Annotated in this window: 26 protein-coding genes; 11 read left to right on the forward strand and 15 right to left on the reverse strand. The window is 55.2% G+C overall.

Features of this window, described 5'->3' with window-relative positions; translation table 11 throughout:
* Positions 1-50: 50 nt before the first annotated feature.
* Both RTU33_RS20850 and RTU33_RS20855 read left to right on the forward strand, forming a co-directional pair.
* The gene (locus RTU33_RS20850; RefSeq protein WP_312629924.1) at positions 51-377 is read left to right on the forward strand and encodes a YggL family protein; all 327 of its coding nucleotides are present in this window, start codon (positions 51-53) and stop codon (positions 375-377) included.
* A 54-nt stretch (positions 378-431) separates the two neighbouring features.
* Positions 432-1,151 carry a DUF2884 domain-containing protein gene (locus RTU33_RS20855; protein WP_312629925.1) on the forward strand — a complete coding sequence of 240 codons (720 nt, stop codon included), beginning with the start codon at positions 432-434 and terminating at the stop codon, positions 1,149-1,151.
* A 150-nt stretch (positions 1,152-1,301) separates the two neighbouring features.
* On the opposite strand, the gene RTU33_RS20860 is transcribed toward RTU33_RS20855, so the two are convergent.
* From RTU33_RS20860 to RTU33_RS20885, 6 genes are all read right to left on the reverse strand, one after another.
* A complete protein-coding gene (locus RTU33_RS20860; RefSeq protein ID WP_097162111.1) occupies positions 1,302-1,664 on the reverse strand; it encodes an endonuclease domain-containing protein in 363 nt (120 codons plus the stop codon).
* Positions 1,665-1,735: 71 nt separating this feature from the next.
* Positions 1,736-2,872 carry a radical SAM family heme chaperone HemW gene (gene hemW, locus RTU33_RS20865; RefSeq protein ID WP_312629928.1) on the reverse strand — a complete coding sequence of 379 codons (1,137 nt, stop codon included), beginning with the start codon at positions 2,870-2,872 and terminating at the stop codon, positions 1,736-1,738.
* Positions 2,872-3,459, reverse strand: a complete 588-nt coding sequence (locus tag RTU33_RS20870; RefSeq protein ID WP_312629930.1) for an XTP/dITP diphosphatase — start codon at positions 3,457-3,459, stop codon at positions 2,872-2,874. Before RTU33_RS20870 ends, hemW begins: the two co-directional genes overlap by 1 nt.
* Positions 3,447-3,758: a DUF167 family protein YggU gene (gene yggU, locus RTU33_RS20875; RefSeq protein ID WP_312629932.1), complete on the reverse strand. Its 312-nt coding sequence runs from the start codon at positions 3,756-3,758 to the stop codon at positions 3,447-3,449. Before yggU ends, RTU33_RS20870 begins: the two co-directional genes overlap by 13 nt.
* Positions 3,755-4,321, reverse strand: a complete 567-nt coding sequence (locus tag RTU33_RS20880) for a YggT family protein (protein WP_312629933.1) — start codon at positions 4,319-4,321, stop codon at positions 3,755-3,757. Before RTU33_RS20880 ends, yggU begins: the two co-directional genes overlap by 4 nt.
* Before the next feature lie 22 nt (positions 4,322-4,343).
* Entirely contained in the window at positions 4,344-5,048 is a 705-nt protein-coding gene (locus RTU33_RS20885; RefSeq protein ID WP_312629953.1) for a YggS family pyridoxal phosphate-dependent enzyme, read from the reverse strand.
* 15 nt (positions 5,049-5,063) lie between these two features.
* Between RTU33_RS20885 and RTU33_RS20890 the strand changes: the two genes are divergently transcribed.
* Both RTU33_RS20890 and RTU33_RS20895 read left to right on the forward strand, forming a co-directional pair.
* Positions 5,064-6,044 carry a type IV pilus twitching motility protein PilT gene (locus tag RTU33_RS20890; protein WP_312629934.1) on the forward strand — a complete coding sequence of 327 codons (981 nt, stop codon included), beginning with the start codon at positions 5,064-5,066 and terminating at the stop codon, positions 6,042-6,044.
* 573 nt (positions 6,045-6,617) lie between these two features.
* The gene (locus RTU33_RS20895; RefSeq protein ID WP_312629935.1) at positions 6,618-7,271 is read left to right on the forward strand and encodes a LuxR C-terminal-related transcriptional regulator; all 654 of its coding nucleotides are present in this window, start codon (positions 6,618-6,620) and stop codon (positions 7,269-7,271) included.
* Between the two features lie 40 nt (positions 7,272-7,311).
* Here RTU33_RS20895 and ruvX read toward each other — a convergent pair whose 3' ends face one another.
* From ruvX to metK, 8 genes are all read right to left on the reverse strand, one after another.
* Positions 7,312-7,728, reverse strand: coding sequence for a Holliday junction resolvase RuvX (gene ruvX / locus RTU33_RS20900; protein ID WP_312629936.1), 417 nt, complete (start codon positions 7,726-7,728; stop codon positions 7,312-7,314).
* On the reverse strand, positions 7,728-8,291 hold the full coding sequence (locus RTU33_RS20905) for a YqgE/AlgH family protein (RefSeq protein ID WP_312629937.1): 564 nt from the start codon (positions 8,289-8,291) through the stop codon (positions 7,728-7,730). The genes ruvX and RTU33_RS20905 overlap by 1 nt, the downstream gene beginning before the upstream one ends.
* A 103-nt stretch (positions 8,292-8,394) precedes the next feature.
* On the reverse strand, positions 8,395-9,342 hold the full coding sequence (gene gshB, locus RTU33_RS20910) for a glutathione synthase (protein WP_312629938.1): 948 nt from the start codon (positions 9,340-9,342) through the stop codon (positions 8,395-8,397).
* 24 nt (positions 9,343-9,366) lie between these two features.
* Positions 9,367-10,098, reverse strand: coding sequence for a 16S rRNA (uracil(1498)-N(3))-methyltransferase (gene rsmE / locus RTU33_RS20915; protein ID WP_312629940.1), 732 nt, complete (start codon positions 10,096-10,098; stop codon positions 9,367-9,369).
* A gap of 20 nt (positions 10,099-10,118) precedes the next feature.
* The gene (endA, locus tag RTU33_RS20920; protein ID WP_312629942.1) at positions 10,119-10,853 is read right to left on the reverse strand and encodes a deoxyribonuclease I; all 735 of its coding nucleotides are present in this window, start codon (positions 10,851-10,853) and stop codon (positions 10,119-10,121) included.
* Positions 10,854-10,947: 94 nt separating this feature from the next.
* Positions 10,948-11,448: a SprT family zinc-dependent metalloprotease gene (locus RTU33_RS20925; protein WP_312629943.1), complete on the reverse strand. Its 501-nt coding sequence runs from the start codon at positions 11,446-11,448 to the stop codon at positions 10,948-10,950.
* A gap of 139 nt (positions 11,449-11,587) precedes the next feature.
* Complete coding sequence (locus tag RTU33_RS20930) at positions 11,588-13,003, reverse strand: sugar porter family MFS transporter (RefSeq protein ID WP_312629955.1); 1,416 nt, start codon at positions 13,001-13,003, stop codon at positions 11,588-11,590.
* A 382-nt stretch (positions 13,004-13,385) separates the two neighbouring features.
* A complete protein-coding gene (metK, locus tag RTU33_RS20935) occupies positions 13,386-14,540 on the reverse strand; it encodes a methionine adenosyltransferase (RefSeq protein WP_312629945.1) in 1,155 nt (384 codons plus the stop codon).
* A gap of 669 nt (positions 14,541-15,209) precedes the next feature.
* On the opposite strand from metK, the gene yqgB reads away from it, so the two are divergent.
* From yqgB to speB, 3 genes are all read left to right on the forward strand, one after another.
* Positions 15,210-15,356, forward strand: a complete 147-nt coding sequence (gene yqgB, locus RTU33_RS20940; protein ID WP_312629956.1) for an acid stress response protein YqgB — start codon at positions 15,210-15,212, stop codon at positions 15,354-15,356.
* Positions 15,349-17,325: a biosynthetic arginine decarboxylase gene (speA, locus tag RTU33_RS20945; RefSeq protein WP_312629946.1), complete on the forward strand. Its 1,977-nt coding sequence runs from the start codon at positions 15,349-15,351 to the stop codon at positions 17,323-17,325. Before yqgB ends, speA begins: the two co-directional genes overlap by 8 nt.
* A gap of 150 nt (positions 17,326-17,475) precedes the next feature.
* Positions 17,476-18,396, forward strand: a complete 921-nt coding sequence (speB, locus tag RTU33_RS20950; protein WP_312629947.1) for an agmatinase — start codon at positions 17,476-17,478, stop codon at positions 18,394-18,396.
* A gap of 3 nt (positions 18,397-18,399) precedes the next feature.
* On the opposite strand, the gene RTU33_RS20955 is transcribed toward speB, so the two are convergent.
* Positions 18,400-19,611, reverse strand: a complete 1,212-nt coding sequence (locus RTU33_RS20955) for an MFS transporter (RefSeq protein WP_312629958.1) — start codon at positions 19,609-19,611, stop codon at positions 18,400-18,402.
* A gap of 415 nt (positions 19,612-20,026) precedes the next feature.
* Here RTU33_RS20955 and RTU33_RS20960 point away from each other — a divergent pair, with 415 nt between their 5' ends.
* From RTU33_RS20960 to RTU33_RS20975, 4 genes are all read left to right on the forward strand, one after another.
* Positions 20,027-20,350: a non-heme iron oxygenase ferredoxin subunit gene (locus tag RTU33_RS20960; protein ID WP_312629948.1), complete on the forward strand. Its 324-nt coding sequence runs from the start codon at positions 20,027-20,029 to the stop codon at positions 20,348-20,350.
* The gene (locus RTU33_RS20965) at positions 20,347-20,655 is read left to right on the forward strand and encodes a recombinase-like helix-turn-helix domain-containing protein (RefSeq protein ID WP_312629949.1); all 309 of its coding nucleotides are present in this window, start codon (positions 20,347-20,349) and stop codon (positions 20,653-20,655) included. The genes RTU33_RS20960 and RTU33_RS20965 overlap by 4 nt, the downstream gene beginning before the upstream one ends.
* A 10-nt stretch (positions 20,656-20,665) precedes the next feature.
* Positions 20,666-21,688 (forward strand): aromatic ring-hydroxylating dioxygenase subunit alpha, encoded by a 1,023-nt coding sequence (locus RTU33_RS20970; protein WP_312629950.1) that lies wholly within the window; start codon positions 20,666-20,668, stop codon positions 21,686-21,688.
* On the forward strand, positions 21,688-22,406 hold a 719-nt coding region (locus RTU33_RS20975; RefSeq protein WP_312629951.1), incomplete at its 3' end, for an SDR family oxidoreductase. The genes RTU33_RS20970 and RTU33_RS20975, both read left to right, overlap by 1 nt.

Here is a 22,406-nt window from a genome sequence, read left to right on the forward strand (position 1 = left end):
CATCGTCTTGGTCACGGCGTATGGGACTTAATGTTCGAGAGGGTGAAATAATGGCGAAGAACCGTAGCCGTCGTCTGCGTAAGAAAATGCACATCGACGAATTCCAGGAAGTGGGCTTTTCCATCGCGTGGCGTTTCCCGGAAGGCACTGACGTTGAGCAGATTGACAAAACCGTCGATCAGTTCATTGACGAAGTGATTGAGCCAAACAAGCTGGCCTTTGACGGCAGCGGCTATCTGGCATGGGAAGGGCTGGTGTGCCTGCAAGAGACGGGCAAATGCACCGAAGAGCATCAGGCTATCGTGCGTAAATGGCTGGAAGCCAAAAAACTCGAAGAGGTACGCACCAGCGAACTTTTCGACGTTTGGTGGGACTAAACAACCATAAGGGGCCAGCAATCGCTGGCCCGTTTTGTCTTTACAGGAGTTTCTATGATGCGCAAAACGCTGCTGGCAGCGGCCCTTACCGTCACCGCCTTTGCCGCTCAGGCGGATTATCAGTGCAGCGTGACCCCGAAGGATGACGTGATCCTCAGCCCGCAAACCGTGCAGGTGAAAGGGGAGAACGGCAATCTGGTGATTACACCGGATGGCAACGTGATGTTTAACGGCAAGCAGTACACCCTGAGCGCAGCCCAGCGCGAACAGGCGAAAGATTACCAGTCCGACCTGCGCAACGCGCTACCGTGGATTGACGAAGGTGCCCGCTCCCGCGTAGATAAAAGCCGTGCCGCGCTGGATAAGATCATCACCGAACAGGTGGGCGCCAGCAGCAACATGCATGGTCGTCTGACCAAGCTGGATGCGCAACTGAAAGAGCAGATGAACCGCATCATCGAACATCGTTCTGACGGCCTGACGTTCCACTACAAAGGCATCGACCAGGTGCGCGCCGACGGCCAGCAGCTGGTGAATCAGGCGATGGGTGGCCTGTTGCAGGACAGCATCAATGAAATGGGGGCTAAAGCCGTGATAAAAGGCGGCGGTAACCCGCTTCAGGGGATCTTAGGCAGCATGGGCGGCCTGCAATCTGCGGTTCAGGACGAATGGAAAAATCAGGAAGCTGATTTCCAGAAATTCGGCAAAGACGTGTGCAGCCGGGTGGTGTCACTGGAAGAAAGCCGTAAAGCGCTGGTGGGATCGTTGAAGTAAGACGTTTGTGCCGTTTCCCCTCACCCTAACCCTCTCCCCAAAGGGGCGAGGGAACCGATCGAGACAGGAGTAACTCTTATTTTCACTCTTCTCAAACAGGCGAAGGGAGAACTGTGGCCAGAGGTAACTCCGGTTTTCGCCCTCTCCCTTTCAGGGAGAGGGCCGGGGTGAGGGTAAAAGCCCAACCAAAGCCTCAAGTATTCGTTCCAGCACGGCGCTTTCATTCATCCATAAATCATTATTCCAGAATCTCAATACTTCCCATCCATGTTGACGTAACCATTCTGTCCTTCTCAGATCATAAGATTGCTGTTCATCATGCTGTCCGCCATCCAGTTCAATTGCCAGACGCGCCTGGCAGCAGGCAAAATCAAGAATGTAGTTTCCCACCGGATGCTGGCGGCGAAATTTGTAATGAGCAAAACGGCGGCTGCGTAATAAATACCACAGTCGTTGCTCTTCAGGAGTGAGTGTCCGTCTTAACTGGCGAGCATAGCCTTCAATTTTTTCCATCCCCCAATCCTGCCAGCAAAAATCAAAGCCGTCAGAATGGGGGCGGAAAACTGGAAGCGTGCTTCCAGACTTTATTCGGCGAGGAACAGCTCAAGAAGAGAGTTGAGGAACAGCTTGCCGTGTTCCGTAATCTGCCAGTGCGTTTCACTCTCGGTGAGATAATTTTGCGCCAGCGCTTCGTCGAGCTGCGGGCGTATGACTGATTCAGAAAGACCGGTAAACGCGGCGAACTCAGCGCGAGGCGCGGCTTCCAGCAGGCGGAAGCGGTTCATGAAGAACTCGAACGGTTTATCCGCTGCTTCCACATCGTGCTGGCGTTCAAGATAGCGACCTTCCATAAATCCGCGCGGGTGGCGGGTTTTAGCCGTGCGCAGAATGCGCCCGTCCGGGAAGGTGATTTTGCCGTGCGCGCCGCAGCCGATGCCGAGGTAATCGCCAAAGCGCCAGTAGTTCAGGTTGTGCTGACACTGATAGCCCGGTTTTGCATAGGCCGAGGTTTCATACTGCTGATAGCCCGCAGCGCTCAGCAGTTTATGGCCCTGCTCAAAGATATCCCACAGTGCGTCGTCGTCCGGCAGCTTCGGCGGACGCGAGCCGAACAGCGTGTTGGGCTCAATGGTGAGCTGATACCACGACAGATGCGGCGGGTTAAGCTCGATCGCCTGGCGCAAATCGTCCAGCGCCTCTTCCAGCGACTGGTCCGGCAGACCGTGCATTAAATCGAGGTTGAAGCTGCGCAGATTCAAACTGGTGGCCAGATGTGCGGCGCGCTTCGCTTCGCCAGCGTCATGAATACGGCCCAGGCGCTTGAGCTTCGGCTCGCTGAAGCTTTGGACGCCAATCGAAATACGGTTCACGCCTGCGCGCTGATAGTCCACGAAACGATCGGCTTCGACCGTGCCAGGGTTCGCTTCCATGGTGATTTCAGCGTCCGCCGCCAGGTTCAGCCGGGCACGCACTCCATCGAGTAAGGTTTGCATTGCCGGGCCTGAAAGCAGGCTCGGCGTACCGCCACCGATAAAGATCGTTTTGACTTCTCGTCCCTGCGCGTACGGCACGTCGGCATCCAGATCGGCAAGCAAATGCTGCACGTAATCGTCGTGCGGCACTTCGCCCTTCAGCGCGTGCGAATTGAAATCGCAGTACGGGCATTTCTGCACGCACCAGGGAATGTGAATGTAAAGGCTGAGCGGCGGGAGTACGGACATTAACGCAAGGCTTCCAGTAACAGTTTCAGCGCCTGCCCACGGTGGGAGACGGCAATTTTTTCTTCACGGCTAAGCTCTGCCGCCGTTTTACCGGCATCAGGAACAAAGAAAATCGGATCGTAGCCGAAGCCACCGTTGCCCGCGGCTGCGCGGGTAATCACGCCCGGCCAGCTGCCGTGGCACACCAGCGGCGTTGGGTCATCTGCATGACGCATATACACCAGCACGCAGTGGAACTGGGCCTGGCGTTTATCGTCGGGTACGTCTTTCAGCGTATGAAGAAGTTTCTCCAGATTCTGCTGGTCTGTTGCATCCTCGCCGGAATAACGTGCGGAATAGATGCCAGGGGCACCGCCCAGTACGTCAACGGCCAGGCCAGAGTCATCCGCAATCGCCGGTAAACCGGTGACTTTCGCGGCATGGCGCGCTTTCAGAATCGCGTTCTCAATAAACGTCAGGCCCGTCTCTTCAACGGACTCCACGTTCAGCGCGGTCTGAGCGACCACGTCGAGACCAAAATCGTTTAACAGCGACGCGAGCTCGCGCACTTTACCGGCGTTACCGGTCGCCAGAACTACTTTTTGCATGGGATGTCCTGCGTGAGGAGCGCTTCAACGCCCGAAGGGATGTGTTGCGGTTGAATGATTTTTACCTGCTTGTGACGGCCAAGTTCGCCTTTCTCAATTATCACCTGACTTTTCGCCACGCGAAACTGTTTGGCGAGAAATTTTACTAAGTGGGCATTGGCCTGACCGTCCACCGGCGGGGCAGTGATGGCGACTTTAAGTTCGTCGCCATGTTCGCCCACAATGCTGTCACGGCTGGCTTTAGGCTGAATGTACAGCCGTAAAACCAGCCCGTTTTCGCGCTGTTCAACAGCACTCATAGCGCCATCCACAGCCCCGGCAGCAGCATATTCCCGGTCGCCTGCAGAAGTTCGGTGATACCCATATTCGCCACGTACAGCAGCAGAACGAGGATCATCGGTGAGAAATCAATGCCGCCCATGGAAGGCAGCATGCTGCGGATTGGGCGCAGCAGCGGGTCGGCGAGCTGCATTAATACAAACTCAACCGGGCTGCGGCCACGGCTGACCCAGCTCATGATGGCCATCAGCATCAGCACCCAGAAAATCAGCAGACCGATGGTTTTCACGAGGATCAGCACCGCAGCAATCCAGATAATCGGCTGGAAGGTGATGACCATAAACAGCACGATGGCCTTCAGCACGCAAAGGACAAAAGCGACCAGCAGAGAGGAGCTATCGAGCGGCCCCATCGCGGGAATCACGCGGCGCAGCGGTCCGACAATCGGCTGAGTGGCTTTCACCACGAACTGCGAAAACGGGTTGTAAAAATCACAGCGGGCCCACTGCATCCAGACGCGAAGCAGCATCACCATGGTGTAAAGCTCAATCACCGTCGAAAGCAGGAAAGTCAACGTCTTCATGGCGTTCCTCAGTTTTCCTTATTTATTGTTGTGTGTAATTGCGCGCGCCAAAAATGGCGGTACCAATGCGCACCATTGTGCTACCCGCCGCAATGGCGGCTTCCATATCGTCCGACATGCCCAGAGAGAGCGTGTCCACGGTCGGATAGTGTGTTTTCAGCCGGGCAAATGCTACCGCCATTTGTTGGGCGACCGCAAACTGCCTTACATATTCTGACTCAGGCGCAGGAATGGCCATCAGGCCGCGCAGGCAGAGGCCGGGTAAGGCGGCTACGGCTTGCGCCAGCGCGCCCACTTCTTCCGGCGCAATTCCTGATTTGCTTGTCTCATCGCTGATATTGACCTGAATCAGTACGTTCAGCGGCGGCAGATGAGCAGGGCGCTGTTCGCTCAGTCGGCTGGCAATTTTCAGGCGATCGACGGTATGACACCAGTCGAAGTGCTCTGCCACCAGACGGCTCTTATTCGACTGTAATGGGCCAATAAAATGCCACTGCAGGTCGTTTTGCCCCGCCTCCTGAAAATAGCGGATCTTTTCGACCCCTTCCTGAACGTAGTTTTCGCCAAAGGCGCGCTGACCCGCTTTGATGGCTTCTTCGATGGCGCCCGCAGGTTTGGTTTTGCTCACTGCAAGCAATGTCACTTCTTCTGGAGCACGGCCGCAAAGGGCGACAGCGGCTGAGATTTTGTCCCTGACCTGTGCCAGGTTATGCGCAATGTCGTTCATTTTCAGGATGATGATATGGATATGCAGGAAATTGTGGCCCTTAGTGTAAAGCATAACGTCTCGGATCTACACCTGTGCAACGACGGCACGGTGCGCTGGCGACGACGAGGCAGCCTTGAGCCTGCCCCGTTTACAGGGCCGGTGCCGCAAACGCTGTTGCACCAGTGGCTCAGCCAGGCTGCACAGCGGCAGTGGCAAACGGAAAACCAGTGTGACTTTGCTGTGCAGATGGAGGATGGCGCTCGCCTGCGTGCCAGCGTGTTTCACCATGCGGAAGGCATTACGCTTGTGCTGCGCCTGCTGCCGGAACGCAGCCCGCAGCTGTCAGAACTCGGCGTGCCACCCGCCATCAGTGAATTGCTGAATGAGGAGAGCGGGCTCATTCTGGTGACCGGGGCCACCGGCAGCGGTAAGTCGACGACGCTTGCCGCAATGGTGAATCACCTTAATCACCAGCGTGATGGGCATATCCTGACGCTGGAAGATCCGGTTGAATTTGTTCATCACAGCGAGCGTTGCCTGATTCATCAGCGCGAAGTCGGCGTTCACTGTGCGTCATTCCCGGCAGCCCTTCGGGTCGCGTTACGTCAGGATCCTGACGTTATTCTGCTCGGTGAGCTGCGCGACACCGAAACCATCCGCCTGGCGCTAACGGCGGCGGAAACCGGCCATCTGGTATTGTCGACGCTCCATACGCGAGGCGCAGCTCAGGCCATTGAAAGGCTGGTGGACGTCTTCCCTGCCGGAGAAAAGGAGCAGGTTCGCAGTCAGCTTGCCGGAAGCCTTAATGCCGTGCTGGCGCAGAAGCTGTTGCCCGATAAACAAGGCGGTCGGGTGGCGCTGTATGAACTGCTGGTCAACACACCGGCGGTGGGAAGCCTCATTCGTGAAGGAAAAACGCATCAGCTGCCAGGCGTGATGCAAACCGGGCAGCAGGTGGGTATGTTAACGTTCACTCAAAGCTATCAGCAGCGTCAGGCGGCTGGACGGCTTTAGCGCATTTTTCCCTGAAATGGCGCGGAAAGAAAGTTCGGGGTTTCATCTATTATCCGCGTTTCTGACTTTACTTCGTAAATAAGTTGCTAACGAACGGGCTCAAATTTGTGAGCCCGGTCTCGCTATTGGCAAAAAACAGCTGAATATTTGCGGAATAATTCATCTTTACTGAGAATGTTTGGGAAAATTAAACAGAGGTGTTAGCGGAATTAATACTTAACTATCATTAATGTTATATTGATGTTGATATTAAGTCGGGCTAATGCAATTATCTTTTTACACTCTCATGATACTGTATTACGCCTGGTGCGGTAAAAACGACCTTTTTGGAAGATATGTAAAGCAAGTCCGCGTCCTGCATGACATTGTATTGTTATGGCATGGAAAAAAAGGTGATAATCTTTTGACACTTATCAGGCATTCGTTCTATTCTGTTAATGAGAAATAGGATTTTTCTCATGAAACAGTGTTTCGGTTAGTAAGTTAAAATTTTATATATTGATCACGTTGCTTGTGTCTTTTTGACCCATTTAATCACCATGATGGTGAGTCTCAACTATGGAGAGTTTTTAAATGCTTGATGTATCAGAGAGTGTAGGCAAATCTCAACAGCTCCTTCTTATCACTCATCCATCCGTTCAGGCGAATGCTTTTGCGAGCTATCTGTCCGATCTGCTTTCCGTTTTTGTCGTTGTGCACAATATTAATAAGCCTCTGGTGCAGCGTTTACCGCGCGGTACTGTCGTGCTGTTTGATATTGCGGTCTCCAATAAAAAATTGAACGGGATCTGGCGGGATATTATTCAAACGCAGGTCAAGAGCCCACGTTTGCTTATTATTAATAGCGCACAAAAGTATGAGCTGTACGAAATGGCAAAATGGCCAGCGTTGTACGGGGTATTTCGCCATGACGATGATGAATCGCGCTTAATTGAGGGCGTCAAAGCTGTGCTTCACGGCGAGCAGACGGCTGAATTGAGCGTGATGCACCCTGCAATGTATGCTACGGTTCACACATCCAGCGATTCAGATAATGTTCCCCTAACGGAACGTGAGTGTGAAATTCTTAATGAGTTGCGTCACGGTGCAACCAATATGGATATCGCGCGCGCGTTGTTTATTAGTGAGAATACGGTAAGAACCCACCTGTACAATGTTTTCCGCAAATTAAGCGTCAAAAACAGAACTCAGGCAGTAAGCTGGGCGAACGAGAATCTGCGTCACTGAGGTTGCCTGAAGTCCCTCTCCTGCAAGGGAGAGGGACTATTCAAAATCCCTGCTCGAAAAAGCTCTCCAGAATCACGACCGCTGAGGCGGAGTCCACTTTTCCTTTGTTCAGCGCCCGATAGCCGCCGTGCTCAAACAAACCTGCCCGGGCTTCTACCGTGCTCAGTCGCTCGTCGTGAAGGATGATTTTCACGCCAAACCGACCATGAATTTTATTGGCGAAATTACGTGCGCGCGAGGTCAGTGGCTGCTCGGTGCCGTCCATATTCAGCGGTAAACCGACCACCACCGCTTCAGGTTGCCACTCTTTGAGTAATTTCTCTATGGCGCTCCAGTCTGGCGTGCCATCCTGTGCCTTCAACGCGCCCAACGGACGCGCCGTACCGGTAACGCGCTGCCCGACGGCAACGCCAATGCTGCGCGTACCAAAGTCAAAACCGATCAGCGTACCGCTCATTATGCATGCCCCGCAACGCCAGGCATGGTCTGGATATCAATACCAATCAGGCGGGCAGCATCGCGCCAGCGGTCGGCAATCGGTGTTTTGAACAAAATATTGAGGTCGGCCGGGGCGGTCAGCCAGGCGTTATCGAGAATTTCCTGTTCAAGCTGGCCCTTCTCCCAGGAGGAGTAGCCCAGTGCCACCAGCACGTCTGCCGGCTGTTCAGCGGTGCCGAGCGTTTCAAGCACGTCGCGGGAGGTGGTGATCACGGTATTGTCAGAAATTCGGATGCTTGATGAAAATGCCGAAGGCGGCGTGTGCAGGATGAAGCCACGATCTTCTGCCAGCGGGCCGCCCATCATCACGGGCTTGTTGAGTCGAATGTCCGGATCGCGCGCTTCCGGGGCGATTTTCAGCTTTTCCAGAATCCCTTCAACCTTCAGATTTTCCATCGGTTTGTTGATGATGATCCCCATTGCGCCGTCGTCATTGTATTCACAAATATAGACAACGGAGCGGCGAAACATCGGGTCCTGGAGAGCAGGCATGGCAATAAGAAAGTGGTGCTGTAAATTCATTGTCAGAGGTTCTGTTTCCTGGTTTAAAAAGCAACAAGGGCCAGTATGCGGGGAAAGCTTGGCGCTGTCGAGAGAAGGCGGGATCCCTCCCGCCCGGTGGCGATTACTTACCGAGACGCTTTTCGATAGCGTCCATCAGCATGCCGGTGATGGAGACAGGGAATTCGGCTTCGATTTCGCGAATGCAGGTAGGGCTGGTGACGTTAATCTCGGTCAGGCGATCGCCGATGATATCAAGGCCAACAAAAATCAGGCCCTTCGCCTTAAGCGTTGGTCCGATACGACGGGCAATTTCCCAGTCGCTTTCGGTCAGCGGACGAGGTTCACCGCGGCCACCGGCGGCCAGGTTACCGCGAGTTTCTCCGCCCTGCGGAATACGCGCCAGGCAATAAGGAACCGGTTCACCGTCCACCACCAGTACGCGCTTATCACCGTCCTTGATGGCGGGCAGATAGTTCTGCGCCATGCAGTAGCGGGTGCCGAGCTCGGTCAGGGTTTCAGCGATAACGCCAATGTTGGGGTCATCCTGCTTTACGCGGAAGATAGAGGCGCCGCCCATGCCGTCCAGCGGTTTCATAATGATGTCACCGTGCTGCTGCCAGAAGGCTTTCAGCTGAATTTTGCTGCGGGTGACCAGCGTTTCTGGCGTCAGGTCAGCAAACCACGCGGTAAACAGTTTTTCGTTACAGTCGCGCAGGCTCTGGGGTTTGTTGACGATAAGCGTACCTTTTTCTTCTGCGCGCTCAAGGATATAGGTCGCATAGATGAATTCGGTGTCGAACGGCGGATCTTTGCGCATCAGGATGACGTCGAGGTCGGCAAGCGCAATATCCTGCTCGCCGTTGAAGCTGTACCAGCCGTCGTAGTTCTGCTCGACGCTCAGCAGGCGCGTCTGCGCCCGCGCTTCGCCGTTGATCAGATAGAGATCGTTCATCTCCATATAATGAATCTCGTAACCACGACGCTGCGCTTCCAGCAGCATAGCGAAGCTGGAATCTTTCTTGATATTGATCTTCGCAATGGGGTCCATCACGATGCCGAGCTTGATCATTACTCTTCTCCTGTAACGCGAAGTTTAGCCCAGGTCACCAAAACGCACCTGAAGCGCGGTGATGGCGGTGAGCGCAGTAGTCTCAGTACGCAGAACGCGGGGTCCTAAAAGAATATCCGTGAACGCATAGCGGGCGGTCATGGCGATTTCATCCGCCGATAACCCGCCTTCCGGGCCAATGAGCAAACGTACTCGCTCAACGGGCTGCGGCAGCGTATTAATGCTGGCGCTGGCACGTGGGTGAAGATTGAGCTTTAGTCCGCTCTCTTCCTCGGCGCACCAGGCTTCCAGATCCATCGCCGGGCGGATCTCCGGGATCACATTTCGCCCGGATTGTTCACAGGCGGCAATGGCGATTTTTTGCCACTGCGCGAGCTTCTTGTTCAGACGTTCAGCATCCAGTTTAACGCCGCAGCGCTCGGAAAAGAGTGGCGTAATGAGGCTTACACCGAGCTCAATTGACTTCTGGATGGTGAATTCCATCTTTTCACCCCGGGATATGACCTGCCCGAGATGAATGTGCAGCGGAGATTCACGATCGTCGGTCCCGCCGCTCAGCACGCTGACCCGCACGCTCTTTTTGTCGGCCTGTAAAATTTCAGCCTCAAAAACCTGGTTGCTGCCGTCAAACAGCTGAATAACCTGGCCCGCGCTCATGCGCAGCACGCGGCCTACGTGGTTAGCGGCCTCTTCGCTCAGGGTTATCTGACTACCAGCGGTAATGGGTTCAGGGTGCCAGATGCGGGGAATGCGCATAGTCTCAGGGTTTCCGGATATCAGTTAACAATTGACGCTAGTGTAGGGTAGCTCTTTTGCGCCTGGCAAGCCTGCTGGACGTAAGGGTTGTGATTGCCCTGGATTCTGGCGATGCGCTCGTCGCGTGTGCACTCCCACGCCGTGACCGGATACTGCTTGTTCCACACGGTGAAAAGCTGAGTCTGCTGGCGGGAAAGCGGAAGCTTGTACTGGTCGCGCATATAGAAGTAGATGCGGGCGATAGCGCCGCGTGCGCGCGCAGGCGGTTCGGCGACTTTATCTTTGAAATCAACCTTCATCGAACATTGCCCGTACTGGCCTTCCCCGCCGTTCCACTGGCTGTACATGAAGTTGTTGCGGTCGCCGTTTACTTCACCGACGGCGGGCTGCAGGTTGTGCATATCGCTTTCGATTTTGCGATAGACAGGATCTTTGGCGCAGTTTTTGCGTCCGCCGTCCTGCCAGCACTGCAGCAGGTGGCCAAACTGCCAGGCGGGCATCACGTGCTCCCATTCGACGCGGCTGGCGCGGGTTTCATTTTTACGCACTTTATAGCCGCACGATTCCAGATCGATAACGCCTTTCTTGCCGTGCCAGCTGATTTTGCAGCCGCAATAGAAATCGCCGGGCACGTCAGAATTGACCTTTACGCCAGCGGTTTTTGCCTGGGAAAAACTGTTGATACCTTCGGCCATGGCCTGGCCTGAAAAAGCGGTGGCGAAAAATGCCAGCGCCAGAACTGATTTACGGGACATCACGAACTCCGTCTCAAAACGAGCCCGCAACGTAGCGAATGCTATTGTCAGATGCAATCAGTCAGATCAGAAAACTTCCTGTTATTTCCGAAGGTTACTTTTCCGCCACCAGCGGATCGCCGCAGTGTACGCAACGATAAACGGCCTCACCGCGCAGGACGCGATTATGGCGTCGTACGGTGAGCTGGTGCTGCTGGCAGCCGCAGCGGTAGGGGAAGGTATTTTTGCGAACGGACGCCAGCTCAAACTGATGTGTCCGGCGGGCGGGAACGCCGAGTACGCTCTCCATCATCCACTTCCATTCTTTGCCGTGGGGTGCTACGCGGCCAAAGCGCTTCCAGACCAGCAGATGCGCCAGTTCGTGCGGCACCACTTCGTCGATAAACGCCTGCTGGTTTTCCATCAGCAGTACGGGGTTGAGGCGAATTTCGTAGTTTTCCAGCCAGGCCGTGCCCGCTGAGGTACCGCGCTGTTGCCAGGTCAGTTTGGGTTCCGGGTAGTCGCGGCCAAGCTTCAGGTTAGCCTGAGCGAGTTTTTCCCGCAGGCTGCGCATAACGGCTTGCTGAATGGCGATGGGAAGGCGAGGGGTTTTCATGGAGCCTGAGAATAAAACGATGGACGGGGGAGTGCAAGAGGCGGTATCGCACCGGCGGTGCTGCGCTTGCCGGGCCTACAAATGTGGGTCTGTAGGCCGGGTTAGCGCAGCGCCACCCGGCACCTACAGCAACTGAAACTTAATTATGCGCGCCAATCTCGCGCAGTGGACGGCCTTTCATCAGGTTACGTTCGATATGTTCCAGCGACACGTGTTTGGTTTCCGGTACCAGCCACAGCGTCAGCACGATGAAGAACAGGTTCAGGCCGCCGTAAACCCAGAAGGTATTGGCGTTGCCGAGCGAGTTCAGCATGGTCAGGAAGGTCGCACCGACGATCATGTTGGCAATCCAGTTGGTGGCGGTCGAACAGGTGATACCGAAATCGCGTCCTTTCAGCGGCTGGATCTCAGAGCACAGGACCCAAATCAGCGGACCGGCGCTCATCGCGAAGCCCACGATAAACATCAGCAGCATGGCGACGGCGAAGTACTGCGCACCAGGCGTGTGGATGCCGTTATGCATCATGGTGCCGAGTACGCCCATGCCGACGGCCATGACCAGGAAGCCGAGCACCAGCGTCGGTTTACGTCCCCAGCGGTCCACAAGGCCAATCGCGATAAAGGTTGCCAGCACGTTAGTCAGGCCGACGATCACCGTGCCCCACATTTGTTCAGTGGTGTTAGCGTAGCCCGCCAGCTCGAAGATTTTCGGCGCGTAGTACATGATGACGTTCATACCGGTGAACTGTTGCATTACCTGTAACAGCACGCCGAGGAACACCGCGCGGCGGAAGTTGCTGTTCTCTTTAAACAGCGCCCAGCCGGACTGCTTCACCTTCAGGCTTTCACGGATCTCTTCGAGCTCATTTTTTGCTTCGGCGCTGGTGTCACGCAGGCGTTGCAGTACGCGTTCGGCATCATTAAACCGGCGTTTAGCGGCGTACCAGCGTGGGCTGTCCGGCAGGAAGAAGACGCCAATCAGCAGCAGAACGGCAGGGATGATGATTACGCCGAGCATCCAGCGCCATGCACCGCTGTAGCTAAAAGCGGTATCGGAAAGGTAGGCCGCGAGGATCCCGATAGTGATCATCAACTGGTACATCGAAATCATGCTGCCGCGAATTTTCTCTGGCGCGATTTCAGACAGGTACAGCGGCGCGGTGTAGGAGGCAACACCGACCGCCAGGCCCAGCAGTACGCGGGATACCAGCAGCACTTCTACGTTCGGCGCGGCGGCGGAGCAAAGCGAGCCCGCCACGAACAGGATCGCGCCGATCATCAGGCTTTTTTTACGGCCAAGACGATAAGAAAGCCAGCCGCTGCCGACGGCACCCACCGCGGCACCGAACATCATCGAGCTGACCACCCATTCCTGGGTGTGTGAGTCAATCTGGAATTCATGGGCGATGAAGGGCAGTGCGCCCGCAATCACGCCAATATCAAGGCCGAACAGCAATCCCGCCAGGGCTGCGAGGAAGCAAACAAAGAACGTAATCGCCTTGTTGGAATACCCCTGTTTTTTATTGACAGGCATTATGCCCTCCAAATGGGTTATCAGTTTTATCAATGTAAAGGGTAGGTTAGGAGGGCGTGAAAAGATGTGAGATAAATCACAATGGTGTAATCGGTTACACAAATGTCAGGTTATGTAATCTTAATAATATGTTATTTATCAAATAGATATAATTGAATATGCGCACAGATAAATTGCATTTTTGAGACTTACCCGAAACTGGCTGTAACATCACAACAATTGGGTTCTTGCAAAGTAAAAAGTCTCAAAAATGTCCTTGCAGCATTAGTGTAAGCGCTTTCATTGGAAGAATTCAGACAGATTGGCGTGAAGGGGGGTTGCGGGGCGAATGATGGGTTTTTAGCGTAGCAGAAAAGCAAAAGGCCAGCGCGAGGCTGGCCTTTGAAGCAGAAAGCGGCAGGACTTATTTCAGACCCGCGGCCTCACGCAGCAGGGCGGCTTTGTCGGTTTTTTCCCAAGGGAAATGTTCACGACCAAAGTGACCGTAGGCTGCGGTTTCTTTGTAGATTGGGTGCAGCAGATCCAGCATCTGAATCAGGCCGTACGGACGCAGGTCGAAGAATTCACGTACCAGCAGGGTCAGCTGCTCGGCCGGGACTTTTTCGGTGCCGAAGGTTTCAACCATGATGGAAGTAGGTTCTGCCACGCCGATTGCGTAGGAAACCTGAATTTCACAGCGATCGGCCAGGCCTGCCGCAACGATGTTTTTCGCAACATAGCGTGCCGCGTACGCCGCAGAACGGTCAACTTTAGACGGATCTTTACCGGAGAACGCACCGCCGCCGTGACGAGCCATGCCGCCGTAAGTATCCACGATGATCTTACGTCCGGTCAGACCGCAGTCGCCCATTGGGCCACCGATAACGAAACGGCCGGTTGGGTTGATGAAGAATTTGGTGGCGCTGTTCAGCCATTCGGTTGGCAGAACGGGCTTGATGATCTCTTCCATCACTGCTTCCTGCAGGGATTTCTGATCGATATCTTCGGCGTGCTGAGTGGAGAGCACCACGGCATCGATGCCGACGATTTTGCCGTCGTCATACTGGAAGGTCACCTGGCTTTTTGCATCCGGACGCAGCCATGGCAGGGTGCCGTTTTTACGCACTTCAGCCTGACGCTGCACCAGACGGTGTGCGTAGGTGACTGGCGCTGGCATCAGCACGTCGGTTTCGTTAGTGGCATAGCCAAACATCAGGCCCTGGTCGCCCGCGCCCTGCTCCAGCGGATCGGCACGGTCAACGCCCTGGTTGATGTCCGGAGACTGTTTCCCGATTGCGCTCAGTACCGCGCAGGAGTTGGCGTCAAAGCCCATATCGGAATGCACATAGCCAATTTCGCGCACCGTGTTACGGGTGATCTCTTCGATATCCACCCACGCGCTGGTGGTGATTTCACCGCCCACTAAAACCATGCCGGTTTTGACGTAAGTTTCACAGGCTACGCGCGCTTTCGGATCCTGCTCGAGGATAGCGTCAAGTACGGCGTCGGAGATTTGGTCAGCAATTTTGTCTGGATGCCCTTCAGATACGGACTCGGACGTAAAGAGGTGTTTTGCCATGTTTTATTTCACCTGGAAAGAATTCGGTTAGCTCAAACTGTTGTAACTGGATGTTCTGACAGACTTTTAAACCAGAACTTGCCGATAATCACACAAACAGTCTGGGTGTTAATCAGTATAGATGGATTAACATCTGGATGGCTATTTTAGGTCAGAGTTTCGCCCGATTGCCAGTTTTTTTTGAGATGTGTCGCATCTGCGTGCCCGGGAGGCTGGCAATTTTTCCTGACATCGGTGGAAGCGTGCGCATTAATATTTTGCTTTTTATCCGGGTTCCCGGTATAAAACGCCGCGCGCGGCTCATACCAAAAAAGCGCACGATGCCTGCCTTCGTGTCGCCACTTCCAGCCGGGTTAAGCAGTGTTTTTTTACACGGAAAGTTTGGCTTTGGCTTGTCGCTGGCCCCGGTGGGTTGGTGTGGAGGTGATACGACATAATGAACCATCGTTTTTTGCAGATTCAGTCATGCCGTTCCGGCGTGCATTTATCCCCAGCAGCTTCACTCTCTTCGCATAAAACCTGCCGAAGTTATCCTCATTCGGGCTTATCTCAGGATTCAAGGGCCGGTCAGGCACTCTGATACTGGACAAGGGCGCTCCTGTTGCACAGGGGTTTTCTCGTGGTTTCTCCGGTGGTCCTTCAAACCCCGGGTCTATGTTTTACAATGATATGAACAAGAAACCGGTCGCACAGGCGGGCGTTCAGCATACTCTGCTGAAGCACACGGCTGTTTATGGGTTGTTATCGCTGAGTAACATTGCGATAGTAGTCAACTGTTTTACACTTTTGCCAACATTTGAGGTTCGCTATGTCTGACGACATGTCTTTATTTCCCCCTTCGTCAGCCGGCGAACAGGGTGTACTACGTTCCATGCAGGAGGTGGCAATGAGCTCTCAGGAAGCCAGCAAGATGCTGCGTACTTACAACATTGCCTGGTGGGGCAATAATTATTACGACGTGAACGAGCTGGGTCATATCAGCGTTTGCCCGGATCCCGACGTACCCGAAGCCCGCGTTGATCTCGCTAAGCTGGTGAAAGCTCGTGAAGCGCAGGGACAGCGGCTGCCTGCATTGTTCTGCTTCCCGCAGATCCTGCAACACCGTCTGCGTTCCATTAACGCCGCCTTCAAGCGCGCGCGGGAATCCTACGGCTATAAAGGCGACTATTTCCTCGTTTACCCGATCAAGGTGAACCAGCACCGCCGCGTGATTGAATCCCTGATCCACTCTGGCGAACCGCTGGGCCTTGAAGCCGGTTCGAAAGCCGAGCTGATGGCGGTGCTGGCGCATGCCGGCATGACCCGCAGCGTGATCGTCTGCAACGGCTACAAAGACCGCGAATATATTCGCCTGGCGCTGATCGGCGAGAAGATGGGCCACAAGGTCTATCTGGTTATCGAGAAGATGTCCGAAGTTGCTATCGTGCTCGAAGAAGCTGAACGTCTGAACGTGGTGCCACGCCTTGGCGTACGTGCTCGTCTGGCTTCACAGGGCTCGGGGAAATGGCAGTCCTCCGGCGGTGAAAAATCCAAATTCGGCCTGGCGGCAACCCAGGTGCTACAGCTGGTGGAGATCCTGCGTAAGCACAATCGCCTGGACAGCATTCAGCTGCTGCATTTCCATCTCGGTTCACAGATGGCGAACATTCGCGATATCGCCACCGGTGTGCGTGAGTCTGCCCGTTTCTACGTCGAGCTGCATAAGCTTGGCGTGAACATTCAGTGCTTTGACGTAGGCGGTGGCCTGGGCGTCGATTATGAAGGCACTCGTTCGCAGTCTGACTGTTCGGTGAACTACGGCCTCAATGAATACGCTAATAACATCATCTGGGCGATTGGCGATGCCTGTGAAGAAAACGGCCTGCCGCATCCTACGGTGATCACGGAATCTGGTCGTGCCGTTACCGCGCACCATACCGTGCTGGTGTCTAACATCATCGGCGTTGAGCGTAACGAATACACCACGCCGTCTGCGCCAGCTGAAGATGCACCGCGAACGCTGCAAAATATGTGGGAAACCTGGCAGGAGCTTCATGAGCCGGGCGGGCGTCGTTCGCTGCGTGAGTGGCTGCACGACAGCCAGATGGATCTGCACGATGTCCATATCGGCTACTCTTCCGGGGCCTACAGCCTGCAGCAGCGTGCCTGGGCTGAGCAGCTCTATTTGGGGATGTGCCATGAGGTGCAGAAACAGCTCGACCCAAGCAATCGCGCCCATCGCCCGATCATTGATGAGCTGCAGGAGCGCATGGCGGACAAAATGTACGTCAACTTCTCGCTGTTCCAGTCAATGCCGGACGCGTGGGGGATCGACCAGCTGTTCCCTGTACTGCCGCTTGAGGGCCTGAATCAGGTGCCGGAGCGCCGCGCGGTGCTGCTGGACATCACCTGTGATTCCGATGGTGCAATCGATCACTACATCGACGGTGACGGCATTGCCACTACCATGCCAATGCCGGAATACGACCCGGAGAACCCGCCAATGCTGGGCTTCTTTATGGTTGGTGCTTACCAGGAAATCCTCGGTAATATGCACAACCTGTTCGGCGATACCGAAGCGGTGGACGTGTTTGTCTTCCCTGACGGCAGCGTGGAAGTGGAGCTTTCCGACGAAGGCGACACCGTGGCGGACATGCTGGAATACGTGCAGCTGGATCCGAAAACGCTGCTCACTCAGTTCCGCGATCAGGTGAAACAGACCGGTCTGGACGACGCGCTGCAGCAGCAGTTCCTCGAAGAGTTTGAAGCGGGTCTGTACGGTTACACTTATCTGGAAGACGAGTAACCCCGGGCGCTTGACCCGGTCAGAATTTTGGCGATAATCGCCTTAACAAGCAGTACACACGAATCGATCCCTTCCTCGTCGGGCCTAACGACGCGGAAGGGATTTTTTTTCATCTGTCATAAACACCCGACGGTATACGAGGTCATCTTTATGAGCACTTTGGGTCATCAGTACGACAACTCTCTGGTATCGAACGCGTTTGGTTTCCTGCGTCTGCCGCTCAACTTCCAGCCATACGACAGCGACGCTGAGTGGGTCATCACCGGCGTGCCGTTTGATGCAGCCACCTCCGGTCGTGCCGGTGGCCGCCACGGCCCGGCGGCGATTCGCCAGGTGTCCACTAACCTCGCGTGGGAACACAATCGCTTCCCGTGGGACTTTGACATGCGCGAGCGCCTGAAAGTCGTGGACTGCGGCGATCTGGTTTATGCGTTTGGCGATGCCCGTGAAATGAGTGAAAAATTGCAGGCGCATGCAGAAAAACTGCTGGCGGCCGGCAAGCGCATGCTCTCTTTCGGCGGTGACCACTTCGTGACGCTGCCGCTGCTGCGCGCTCACGCCAAACACTTCGGCAAAATGGCGCTGGTGCATTTCGATGCGCACACCGACACCTACGCGAACGGCTGTGAATTTGACCACGGCACCATGTTCTTTACCGCGCCGAAGGAAGGCCTGATCGATCCGAACCACTCCGTGCAGATCGGCATTCGTACCGAGTTCGACAAAGACAACGGCTTCACCGTGCTGGATGCGGGTCAGGTAAACGATCGCGGCGTGGACGATATCATCGCTCAGGTTAAGCAGATTGTTGGCGATATGCCGGTGTATCTGACCTTTGATATCGACTGCCTGGATCCGGCTTTTGCTCCGGGTACCGGCACGCCGGTGATCGGTGGCCTGACTTCAGACCGTGCGATCAAACTGGTGCGCGGCCTGAAGGATCTGAATATCGTCGGCATGGACGTGGTAGAAGTGGCCCCGGCGTACGATCAGTCTGAGATCACCGCGCTGGCAGCAGCAACGCTGGCGCTGGAAATGCTTTATATCCAGGCGGCGAAGAAAGGCGAATAAGCCTTATGCGCTGATTGCTGCTGCGCGACGCATGCGCAGCAGCAACATTCCTCCGGCCACCAGGGTCACAACCTGCGACACAACCAGCACCGAAAAGCCGGAGCTGACCGATCCCACCGATTTCATCACCACGCCCATCAGCAGCGGAATAAACGCGGCGCAGATATTCCCGATTCCATTGATGATCCCATAGGCGCTACCGACCGCCTCCCGCGCGGCATGATGCTGGAGCACGGCAGGAATGGCAGCACCCTGTAGCCCCCAGAAGACGTTAGCGGAAAGCATAAACAGCGCCAGCCACGCAGCCTGATGGCTCAGCATCAGCGCAATCACGGACAGCGCCGTCAGCAGGCCGCCCATCACAAACAGCATTGGTGCCTGTTCCGGGCGCATTTTGTCGAGCAGCACGCCACCCAGAAACTTGGAACCCAGGCTTAGCAGAAAGGGAATAGCCGCCAGCATTCCCGTCGCATGCAGCGAGAAGTGGTGTTCATCGCGAAGCCACGCGGGCAGCCACGCGCTGCTGCCCCACAGATAGCTCAGGGTGGCGATTTCAACCAGCAGGATCCAGCCCAGCAGCGGCGTTTGCCAGGCAAGCGTGAACGTCTGCACCAAACCCGGTTTTTTGCTCTTCGTGACGAGGTGCGGCGCAGGCAGAAAGCGCCAGATAAGTCCGCCACCCAGCAGCAGATTCATCGCCGCCAGCGCATAAAATGACCCCGCCCAACCGAAATGCGCCATCAGCCAGGTGACCAGCGGAAAGCCTACCGCCAGGCCGAGAGAGACGCCGAGCGCGGTAACCGCATTGGGTTTGCCGATTTCCTCCGCGTTGAAGTTATCGCTGATAAAGCGCGTTTTCAGCGAGAAGAGCGGCCCCTCGGCAATGCCCAGAATCACGCGCGCGACGAGCATTCCCATCAGCGAGCCGAGCAGAGGTGAAATAGCGCAAACGAGGGCCCAAATCGCAATGCTGCTTAATAATCCCTGCCGATAATGCAGCTTGCTTTCGATAACCGGCGTTAATAATAAGGCGGAGAAACCATAACCCAGAAGAAAGCAGGTCATGAGCATTCCCTGTAACATTCTGTTTTCATTTAGCTGAAAATGTTCAGCAAAATCCGGGTTTAAAATCATCACAGAGATATTTACCCGGTCGATGTAAGAAATAATAATGAGCAATAACAGTGCTATCGTGCCTTGCCATCTTGCCGTCATCATGCCCACCTTAAGATTTTATCTGGTTATATTTTTATCACAGTGATTGTCACGCAGCTAAAATGATTCACCTGTGAAACTTATTGATTATAAAAAATAAAAATAAATGCTGTTTCACAGGTGAAACTTCATGGCTGCCTTTTCCTTTATTTTTAAGGAACAAAAAGAAAAGAAGTCAATATCTATTTATTAAATTCAAAGGACATCAAAAAAACGTATTCATTCACGCCTGAAAAATGAAAATTTCATATCTCTGCATTTTTTCGTGATCCTTTGCACACTTAGTTAATTAATTGCCGATCGGTTAACAACTTTGTCACATTGGCGCTTGACGAAAGGTTCATCGCTTTTATATTGACCGTATTAAATAAGAAACAGAGTTTCATATATGAAACAAGAGCCTGGGAGGATCGCGATGAGCTGGATAGGCGTATGTGACACAGAGCAAGTACAGGAAGATTTCCCTTTTAGCGGCAACGTCGAAGGTAAAGAGATCGGCGTTTATTTGATTGACGGTGAATATTACGCGCTGGAAGACGTATGCCCGCACGCCTATGCGCTACTGAGCCAGGGTTTCGTGGAAGACGGCAAAGTGGAATGCCCGCTGCATGAAGCGGTGTTCGACGTCAAAACGGGCCAGTGCCTGCACGGCCCCGGCGGCCGCAACCTCAACCGCTACCCGGTTCGGGTATTTGAAAACCAAATCCAGATTACCTTTGTCGAGGAGACCGTGGCATGAGCGATACCCTGAACTTCAACCCGGCGCTGCCGGAAAGCCGCCAGTTTACCCCGCCGGCCGAGGGCGGCAATGGCGCTATCCATAAGCCGGGTGCTTACCAGAATCTGATCTGGCAAACACGCAGCCGCGCGCCGGAAAACTGGGAAGTGAGCCTCATCGCTACGCTGGAAGACCTCTTTGAACAGGGCGCCGAAGCATTACCGGAGCTGGTAAACGGGCTGAACGCGGTGCGCATGCACGATCAGCAGGGCGAGCCGTGGAGCGAGGCCAGCTTCCAGGCATTCTTACAGGTTAACGGGTACTGAGGACAACGCGATGACGACTACCGTACAAAATTATCTCGATAAAGGACTGCGCGGCCTCTGGTATCCGGTGTTGGCCAGTTGGGAAGTGCAGTCTGCTCCTGTGGGCATTACCCGCCTGGGCGAGCAGATTGTGGTCTGGCGCAATAAAGATGGTCAGGTGCAGGCGCTGGAAGACCGCTGCCCGCACCGCGGCGCGCGCCTGTCGATGGGCTGGAACCTCGGCGACCGTATCGCCTGCTGGTATCACGGCGTGGAAGTGGCGGGTAACGGCGAGGTGAAAGATGTGCCTGCGGTGGACAAATGCCCGCTGGTCGGCCAGCAGTGCGTGCGCAGCTACAACGTGCAGGAGGCGCACGGGGCCATCTTCCTGTGGTTCGGCGTTACCGCTGACCAACAGCCGGACGAACTGAGCTTCCCGGATGAACTCGCCGACACCGACAATTTCAGCAACTTCCTCTGCACCGCCGCGTGGAAATGTAATTACCAGTACGCGCTGGAAAACGTGATGGACCCGATGCACGGCACCTATTTGCACTCCTCCTCGCACTCGATGGCGGAAGGAGATCGCAAGGCTGACATGGTGCTGCAGCCCACCAAAACCGGCTTCATCTTTGAGAAAAAAGGGCAGAGCGGCGTCAACTTCGACTGGGTGGAGCTGGGCAACAGCGGCGCGTACTGGATGCGCCTCTCCATTCCTTATAAGAAGCGTTTCGGGCCGGGCGGCCACTTCTTTATCGTCGGCATGGTGGTGCCGGAAGATAACGACAACTGCCGCGTCTTCTTCTGGCGTATCCGCCGCGTGCAGGGCTGGCAGCGCGATATGTGGCGCTTTATGTACCGCAACCGTCTGGAAAAGCTGCACTGGGAAGTGCTGGAGCAGGATCGCGTGGTGCTGGAAAGCCTGGCGCCCGATGCCCGCGAACATGAGTACCTCTACCAGCACGACGTCGGCCTTTCACGCCTGCGCCGTATGATGCAAAAAGCGGCCAAAGAACAGTTGGCTGAGCGTGAAGAACAGCAGGGAGCGGCCTGATGAATGGGCTGCTGAGCGGAAAGCGCATTGTCGTCACCGGCGCCGCGCGCGGGCTGGGCTATCACTTTGCCAAAGCCTGCGCGGAGCAGGGAGCGGCGGTGGTGATGTGCGACATCCTTCAGGGTGAGCTGGCTGAGAGCGCACACGGCCTGCGTGCGCAAGGTTTTACGATCGAATCTCACGTTATCGATCTGGCCGATCCTCAGTCCATTGAGCAGGTGTTCAGCACAATTGGCGAGCGAGGCCAGATTGACGGGTTGGTGAACAACGCGGCGATGGCAACCGGCGTGGGCGGCAAAAATATGCTCGATTACGATCCCGATCTTTGGGACCGCGTGATGAGCGTGAACGTCAAAGGTACCTGGCTTGTGACCCGCGCCGCTGTTCCGCTGCTGCGCGAAGGGGCAGGGATCGTGAACGTCGCTTCGGACACCGCGCTGTGGGGCGCACCGCGCCTTATGGCCTACGTGGCCAGTAAAGGTGCCGTGATTGCCATGACGCGTTCGATGGCGCGCGAGCTGGGCGAAAAACGCATTCGTATCAACGCCATTGCGCCGGGGTTAACCCGCGTCGAGGCGACGGAATATGTTCCGGCCGAGCGCCATCAGCTTTACGAAAACGGGCGCGCATTAACGGGGGCCCAGCAACCGGAGGACGTCACCGGCAGCGTGGTCTGGCTGTTAAGCGATCTGTCGCGGTTTATCACCGGGCAGCTGAT

Source organism: Scandinavium sp. (genome assembly GCF_032012665.1).
Taxonomy (GTDB): Bacteria; Pseudomonadota; Gammaproteobacteria; order Enterobacterales; family Enterobacteriaceae; genus Scandinavium.